We start from the raw sequence: 7,409 nt of genomic DNA on the forward strand, positions 1-7,409 counted from the left end.
CATTGTATTGCATCGAGGCTGTCCACTGGGCTTGCTCGGAGCGAGAGGCAGTCATTTGTAAGATATTGCCCAGCTCATTACGCATGACATCTATTTTGGCACCGAGGCTGCTTGTTATTTGGGAGCGATTGCCTAACTCGTCATAGCTACTGGCAATCCACTGGTCATTTTGCCACTCCTTGATGACTTGGCCGGATGGGTCTCGTTCTAGTTTGACGGTTACATGCTCGTTTTCCGTTTCTCGTAGCGAGCCGTTTTTGTCATAGGCAAACGTTTCCCATGTGCCATCATAGTAGTCTGATCGTATGACATTCCCTAGATCATCATGCTGATACGCTGTCCAACGATTTCCTGGACGTTGGATGCGCTGAACCAATCCTGCTGGACTTCGCTCATACGTTTTTTCCATATCATCAAAGCCGATTTCCTTGATGATATGGCCTTTCGTATCACGTTCAAACGTATATGCTTCGCCTCTTTCATTGATCACAGCGGTTAATTGCTCCTCTGTATCATAGGTGAATTGTACTTTCTTACCACCTTGTTTTCGAGACGTTAGGCTACCAAGAATCGTGTAATCAAAGGCAACTTGCGTATGGTTATCCTTCGCAAAAATAATATCGTCATAGGCATTGTACTGTAATTGCACATCGTTACCATCTGAAAGATTTGCGCGAACAAGGCGATTCAAGTGATCGTAATGGAACTTCTCTGTCGCCCCTAATGGATTGGTTGTACTAATGCAGTTACCTCGGCGGTCATATGTCCAAGTGGAGCTTGTCCCGTCTGGTAATGTCACTTGGCTCAAGTTCAAATCTGCATCATATGCTAAGCTTACCATATGACCTTGCGCATTTGTCACTGTGTCAATTAAATGATGCTCATTATAGGAAAATTCAGTCTTTGTACCGTCTTCTAACATAATTGCCTGCAATGTACCGTCTTCATTATAGATCCACTGACGACTTCCGCCCTCTGCGTTAACTGCTTGAATGAGCCTATCCTTAGTATCATACTGTGAGGATAATGTACTGCCATCTGCAAGAGTGATGGTTACCGGATTTGCCCATTCATCATAGCTGAATGTTGTTGTGCGGCCATCTTCATCTACTTCTTGGAGTAATTCAAAGTCCTCATTATATTGATAGCTGACTTCACTGCCATCTGGATAGACAATTTTCGTACACAAGTTATCTTCATTAAAATAGTAATAGCTTGTATGTCCTAAACTATTAGTGATTTCATTATAGCCGTCGAAATAGGCAAGCTCACCTGCTAGAACATTGCCATCTCCCCATGTTTTGATTACTCGTGCCCCTGTTGTTGGGCCATCGTAGCGCCAGAAGAAGCTATTTTTATTGCGGTCGATTTTTTGCATCATTAAGTGATTCACATAGGTTATATGCGTGCTCTGACCTAATGCATCCTGAATTTCGATTAGATCCTGAACATCATTATAAACATAGCGCACCAATACTTCACGATTGTTCTGATTACGTAAGGCAACTTCTGTCATTCTTCCTGCCTCATTGGTCGTAACATCTAGAATTCTGCCAACGCTATCTGTTACTTGAGATAGGAAACCTTTATTGTTATAAACAAATTGAAGATTGTGCTCTTGCTCATTTTTTACTTCTTTTAATCGGTATGTTGTTGTTGTTACTTGTTCGAATGCATAAATTAATCGTGTATCATGCTCAAACAAATGATACTCTTCCCCTATATTTATCAGGGTCATTCTTTCTTTTTTATTAAAATATGGCAAATTTATTGGTAAAATTGGAAACCCGACTGCACGACCATCTGTTACTACAATCCCAATCAGGTCTTCTTCCTCAAATATCTCTAAGGCAAGATCGTAGATAAAGTGCATACCATGACCTGACAAGCCAACCCTGCTACTATCACTGTACCAAGCTCGTTCCCATGAAAGAGGGATTGGTCCAGGTAGCTCAAAGTCTACACCTTCATATATCATTCGTCCTGTAATTAAATCAACAGGTTCAAAGCCTTTTTTACAGAATTTATCACTTAACCCTTTTGTACAATTAAATTTCTTTAATACCCCATGGTTAAATTTCGTTAGCTCTGTTTTGGCCATTGCTTTCATACCGTCTACTGCCTTCGAAACAGCTAGCACTTCGTCCATCGAGGCGATGACTTTATCTGCTGCTGTCTTGACGCTCTTTGAGCCTTTGTTGGCTACCGCTGATACAGTATCTAGCGTCTTGGATACTTTTGTGTAAGCTGCTTTCAGTCCTTTTACTGCTTTTGAGGCATCAACTGCCTTATCCGCAGCCTTTGCCGTTTTACTCGCCGCCTCTGCCACTTTGGCCGCTTTCTTGGCCTTATATGCTGTTTTTGCTGCATCACCAACTATTGGAACTGCACCCACTAAGTTCATGGCTGCTCCCATATAGTCTCCCCTCGCTAAACTAATACCTGCATTCGCAATATCTGCAATTGTCCCTATACCAGGAATGAATCCGGCTACATCCAATGCCAAACTTACACCATCTAATAAACTACTAAAAAAGCCTTTTTTCTCTTTTTTCACCTCTGCCTTTTGGGGGAAAATGACGTCAACTTTCGACGTAGCTTCGATTGCTTCTTCATTTAACTTCGGTGGTTGGCTTTTCTTCTCCGTACCTTCCTGATCAATAAGTGTACTGATTAACTGTGTGTCAGCGGCAAGGATTACATGACTTTGCTCCTTTGCTGAAATGGCAATCCACTCTTCCGCCTCTACAGATAGCTCTTTCATCCCGCTAATGTCAAGTGTTTCATCCGCTGCAAGCATGATGGTACTGTTACTAAGAAATGTTACACCTTCTCCATCATCCATCTTTAAGTCCAATACCCCATCTACTGCACTAAAGGTAATATCCCCAACACCTAATGTCACATCTTTCCCAGCATTGGTCGCTAATGATTTAACGGTCGTGTCCGCCATTTTCTTCGTCTGCTTTTGACCACCCTCAGGTGTGACTGGGTCTACCCGGACAGAGCTAATAACGATAGCCTCTTCTTCCACTGCACTCGGAAAATGTAATTGGGCACGTGCTCCTATTTGAGGCATTAAATACATAACCCCATTCGCATCGGCAGAATAAGCAAACCAATGGGCCTTTGCTTTATCCTGTTTTTTATCGATATCCAAATGAATTTTCACCGTGTTCTGTGTGACATCGATGATCTTTCCTGTAAAAGCTGCCCCAATAAGATCTAAATTGCGTACCAATCGCTGGCGAATACTTTTCTCTGGTTGGGCGGAATATTGAAACTTTAAGACACCACCCTCAAGACAGACTTCCCGAGCCGTAATAACATAGGATCTTCCTTTTAATTGGACTGAAGTGCCCAGCTCATAGGCCTCTGTGCTTTCAAACTCACAAAAAGTATAATCGATTTCGCTTACATCAGTGCCATCGTTTTCAGTAATTAGCCGATACGTATCGATATCCATACGTAATGTGGAAGGTAAATGGTCGATTGATATGCTTTTCCTACTTTGCGGTGTACCAAACCAAAATCGCGGACCTTTTCCTTTTAAATCTGGGAAAACAACCGCATGTAAATTTGAGGCCATTCTTTTAATAAATGCCCAATCTGTTTCTAAGTATTGAATGGAAATATGACCAATGGCTTGGCTATTAGAAGCATGGTCGATGTAATCACCATGAGGGTAGGCTCCCACAATATGATTCATTAACTCTACATACGTCATATTCGCATCTTGGAAAGAACGGGAGCGTTTCTCAATATCCATGTTTGCTGTAAACGATACCGCTTCAACTAAGACATAATGCACCCCTTGAACAGCCTGTAACTCTGCATTTTCTATTCGTCCTGAAAACAAAATACCTTGCTCTCGTCCAAATTTCACAACCACTTCATCAGTATGACTGACCCTTTGAATATACTTTTGTGCTTGCTCTTCAGCAATCATTCCTGTAAAGTACAATCTCGCATGGTCATTGCCTTTATGTTTAATGGTTAGTTTATCTAAATGAATTAGAGGATAAGGCCATTCAAGCACAAGATCCTCATACGTACTAATCATGTGGACTTCCTTTTTTTCTAGCGTTGTCATTGCTTACCTCCTTTCAAGCAATTATTTTTTTAAAAACCTTGTTTTGGTATTTCCAAATCCTCTTGTCCATCATGAACTATATCGATTTTTCCTCCGCCTGCAGAGCATTGCGTATGACAACGGTTTAATAGCGCTTGCTTCCCCTCGATATTGACATTTTCCATCCCTTCCATCCAGTCGATGGAACATGCTGGCGTACAAGGCTTTTTTAATTTCAAGCAAACACCAAAGGTTGGGATATTTTCAGGATTTCGATCGCCTACATTCATAACGGCTTTGCCTTTTATATAAACACCATGATCCTGTGGTAAATTTAAATAATTCAGATGGCTACCATGCTCACAGGAAATGATTGCTCCATGTACCACATAACTAAATTGCTCTTGTCCCGAACCCTCTGTCTCCAAATTTTCTACAACTTGAGCCATTTGCTATCCTTCCCTTCGGATTATTTGTGAACAATTTCGCGTTAACACTGTAGCAACAGTGTTTCATTATAATTTTTTAGAATGGTTTATCGTCTCTCTAGCTTTACACGCTGTAGCTGAATTCCAAGAAATGGTCGTCTTAAGAGACTTTCTGCAACATCTAAATTAACGATGGTAAAAGATTCCCTTTTGCTATCGACCTGAAAAATACAATCCAATTCCACTTTTTTGGGGTTAATCACAAGCTCCTTTATACGTCCGTCTGGATAATACGTCGTTTCATGGGAAATACAATGCTTTTTCACAATGTCTAATAGCCAATAGATGCGCTGTGTCCCTTTCTTAACATCCGTAAAAACAATGGCTGTAAATCCCAAATTATCCTCGTATTTTACTAATAACTTTTTTAATTGTTCAGACACGATTCTCCGAGGCTTTTCTAAATAATCCAAATAGAGTGCATTCTCTTTTTCTATCACTTCTCCCAAAACAGACGAACAGACAAAATCATCATCGAGGTCTGTCTTCAAAGGAATAATTGGATTGGTAATACTTTGATCTTGCCGCAGAATAAAATACTCCATCTTTTCCTCCTGTAACCACTATTGCTTTCCCACATCACTTTTGCACAAAGTTAATGAATCCAATGAATGTCTTTTATCTGTTCTGGGCTGAATAGATACTTTTCTTGATCGCGTTTAAAGAAGGTTGCACCTTTTAGATTGGCACCTGTAAAATTAGCACCTGCCATCTGCGCAAACTCAAATCTTGCATTTTCTAAATTTGCATTACTGAAATCTGTGCCAAGATAGCTCGCAACTTCATAATTGGAAAGCCTTAGCGTTTGTCCCTGCGCATGAATAAAATTCGCACCTGCTAAATTAGCCTGTCGAAAATCAGCATCTTGAATGGCTGCATATGAAAAATCAGCATTGGCTAATCTACACTGTTGAAAACTAGTACCGATGCATACACTGTGTTTCCATGAGGAGCCTTCTAAATTACTCTCTTTGAAATTCGCATAGGAAAAGTCCATCTGATTGAAATCTATCTGCTGTAAGGGAAGGTTCGAGAAGTTTTCAAACGTATACGATTGGTCGGTCTCTTTTTTCTCTAACCATAAGAGAAGGTTCTTCTCCTCACGTTCCCGTTCGTCGATGATTGCAACATCTTCACTGAACCCTTTATATTCACCGACACGAAAACGTAAGCACGCTGTTCGTTGAAAATTGATTTTTGGTACGCATTCTTTTTGATAGCGAAAGAGATAGCGTATCAATTGAATGATAAAGTGATGAAATAGGATAACTGTCTGCTGAATAATGACTCGAACGTCCGCTGCTTGAATACTGAGATAGGGTTTTCTTTCTTTTTCAAGTATTGTTTGTAACTCTGTAATTGCTTCACTTAGCCAATCCGCTTCATACTGTGCCGTGCATTCTGTCCATTCGTAATACCAAGCTTCTCCATAGGCTTCTAGCAAATACGTAAACTTGTTTTCTAGCAAAGACGTTCTTAGCAATGAAAAATGAATAAAAGCAACAGATGCTAATCTTCCCTGCCCTTGCTGCTCTCTAATATTCGCAAACAGCTGTTCAAGGGAGTGAATGATTGGCTGTAGCAAAAGTTCCTTGTTTTGGCGAAACTGTCGAACAACTTTCTCTTGCAATCGGCTGACATGAACTGACACGCATTCATCCATAAAATGCTGTAATGCTTCTTCTCGTTTCATGCATCCACTTCCTCACTAATTTGCTCGTACTTCCGTTCCCTTAATTTCCATTTTATCTTCCATCTTGATGGAATTATCTTTACACGTCATCTCAATTTTCTCATTTGCATTAATCATAATTTGTTTCGCATTGATGACGACTTTATCTGTTGCTTTTAAGTTAATATTTTTATCACTTATGATGGAAATACCATTATCATCCATAAGTGAAATCATTAATCCCCCACCAGAAATGACAATCCGATCAGGTGCTAGTAGAATTTGTTTCCCATGCTTCGTTCTCAGTGTTTTCACATCTGGATCAGCCATTCGCATCGGATCTTGGCGACTATCTTCTGAAGGTGCAGCACCTGATTGCCCACCGCCATCTTGACTAGTAGGATTCGTTGCTGCTAACATTGCTCCGGATTGGGGAGGTGCTTTTGATACGGAGCTAATGGCAATCCCTTCATCCTCACGATTGCTTGGGAAATAAATTCTAACGTTGTCAGATAGCTCGGGCATAAAATACCATCCTGTATTATCTTCCGATGCATAGATTGTTGAATATGGAAACCAATAGGCCGTGTCCTTTTCTTGTCCCTCATCAAAATTGACATGAATACGAATTTTGTCCCCAGCCACATCAATTACTTTTCCTTGAATAGAGGCACCAATAATAGCTTGATTGTAAGTCGTGTGGACACTAAAGCCATTTTGTGGTGTTAACGTATAGATATGCTTTAATAAACCATTTTTTAGCTTTGAGACAATTTTATACACATACAATTTCATTGATTGGAAAGTAACTTCATTACCTATTTTGAATGATTGAGTCGACTCCACCTCATAGTACATGTAGTCACTATCCGTAATGCTATCGAGATGATTTTTACTAGAGATCAAGAAGTTGCCGATTGCTTTTTTAACTCGGTAATTAAGGGCATCCATTTTTGGTGTGTTGCCCGGTTGAAACGGTACACCGAAGTAGAACTTTGCCGCCCCATGAATGGTATCTGGCACCAAGCCTGTATGAAATCTCGATGCCATTCGTTTAAGAAATTCCCAATCGGTCTCTAAATATTGCATCGTGAAGCTACCAAGACTAGCCCCCTTTGTGACATGGTCCATAAAGTCCGCGCCTGGTTGATCGGCAATACATACATTGATTAATTCA

5 protein-coding genes are annotated in these 7,409 nt (G+C 40.5%); all 5 read right to left on the bottom strand.

What is annotated here, in order from left to right:
- Positions 1–4,093 (bottom strand): DUF6531 domain-containing protein (locus RT445_RS22175; protein WP_313471577.1); only part of this gene is annotated, 4,093 nt, incomplete at its 3' end.
- Positions 4,094–4,122: 29 nt separating this feature from the next.
- Positions 4,123–4,521, bottom strand: coding sequence for a DUF4280 domain-containing protein (locus RT445_RS22180; protein WP_036075055.1), 399 nt, complete (start codon positions 4,519–4,521; stop codon positions 4,123–4,125).
- Between the two features lie 86 nt (positions 4,522–4,607).
- Positions 4,608–5,105 carry a hypothetical protein gene (locus RT445_RS22185; protein WP_274793678.1) on the bottom strand — a complete coding sequence of 166 codons (498 nt, stop codon included), beginning with the start codon at positions 5,103–5,105 and terminating at the stop codon, positions 4,608–4,610.
- Positions 5,106–5,155: 50 nt separating this feature from the next.
- A complete protein-coding gene (locus tag RT445_RS22190) occupies positions 5,156–6,253 on the bottom strand; it encodes a pentapeptide repeat-containing protein (RefSeq protein WP_274793679.1) in 1,098 nt (365 codons plus the stop codon).
- A gap of 15 nt (positions 6,254–6,268) precedes the next feature.
- On the bottom strand, positions 6,269–7,409 hold a 1,141-nt coding region (locus tag RT445_RS22195), incomplete at its 5' end, for a phage baseplate assembly protein V (RefSeq protein ID WP_313471578.1).

Source organism: Lysinibacillus sp., assembly GCF_032093475.1.
Classification (GTDB): Bacteria; Bacillota; Bacilli; order Bacillales_A; family Planococcaceae; genus Lysinibacillus; species Lysinibacillus irui.